Origin of the sequence: Lentzea flava, assembly GCF_014648475.1 — a bacterium.
GTDB lineage: Bacteria > Actinomycetota > Actinomycetes > Mycobacteriales > Pseudonocardiaceae > Lentzea > Lentzea flava.
In genome coordinates this window covers 1-754 of the sequence record NZ_BMRE01000158.1, presented here as the reverse complement: position 1 = coordinate 754, position 754 = coordinate 1, and the positions used below count along the sequence as shown (strand labels likewise).

Sequence of the window (754 nt, the reverse complement as noted above, 5' to 3'; positions counted from 1 at the left end):
TTCTCGTTGGAGCCGCGTTGCCAGGGGCTGTGCGGGTCGCAGAAGTAGACGGGCATGCCGGTGGCGATGCTGAACTCGTGGTGGCGGCCCATCTCGCTGCCCTGGTCCCAGGTCAGCGACTGCCGCAGATGGGCGGGCAGCGTGTTGATCGTGGTGATCAGGCCGTCGCGGACGGTCTCGGCGTCGTGGCGCGCGGGCAGGTGCACGAGCATGACGTAGCGGGTGGCGCGTTCGACCAGAGTGCCGATCGCCGAGCCGCCAGACGCACCGATGATCAGATCTCCTTCCCAATGCCCTGGGACGGCCCGGTCCTCGACCTCGGCGGGCCGGTCGCTGATCATGATCATCGGGTGGGTGAACCGGGGCTGGCGGGCCCCACCGGTGCGGCGGGGCGTGCGGATGGTGCGGCCGGTGCGCAGCGCGCGGGCCAGCTCGCGGCGTAGTTCGCCGCGGCCTTGCAGGTAGAGGGCCTGGTAGATGGTCTCGTGGGTCACGTGCAGCTCCGGCCGGTCGGGGTGGTCACGGCGCAGCCGGTGGCTGATCTGCTCCGGGCTGCACCGATCGTCCAGCATGCCCTGCACCAGATCCCGCAACGCGGGGCAGGCCGCGATCTTGCCGGTCTTCGGGCGCGGCCGGCGCGCCTCGGCCCGGTCCTGGGCCGCGTGCGGCCGGTAGTCACCCGAGCCGGGATGGGCGTTGAGCTTGATCTCCCGGCTGATCGTGGACGGGGCACGGCCCAGCTCGGCCGCGATCG

The 754-nt window shown here is 71.9% G+C and carries 1 protein-coding gene; it reads right to left on the bottom strand.

Going from position 1 to position 754, the window contains the following annotated elements:
• A partial coding sequence (locus IEZ09_RS45950; RefSeq protein ID WP_189260149.1) for an IS30 family transposase occupies nucleotides 1-754 on the bottom strand: 754 nt, incomplete at both ends.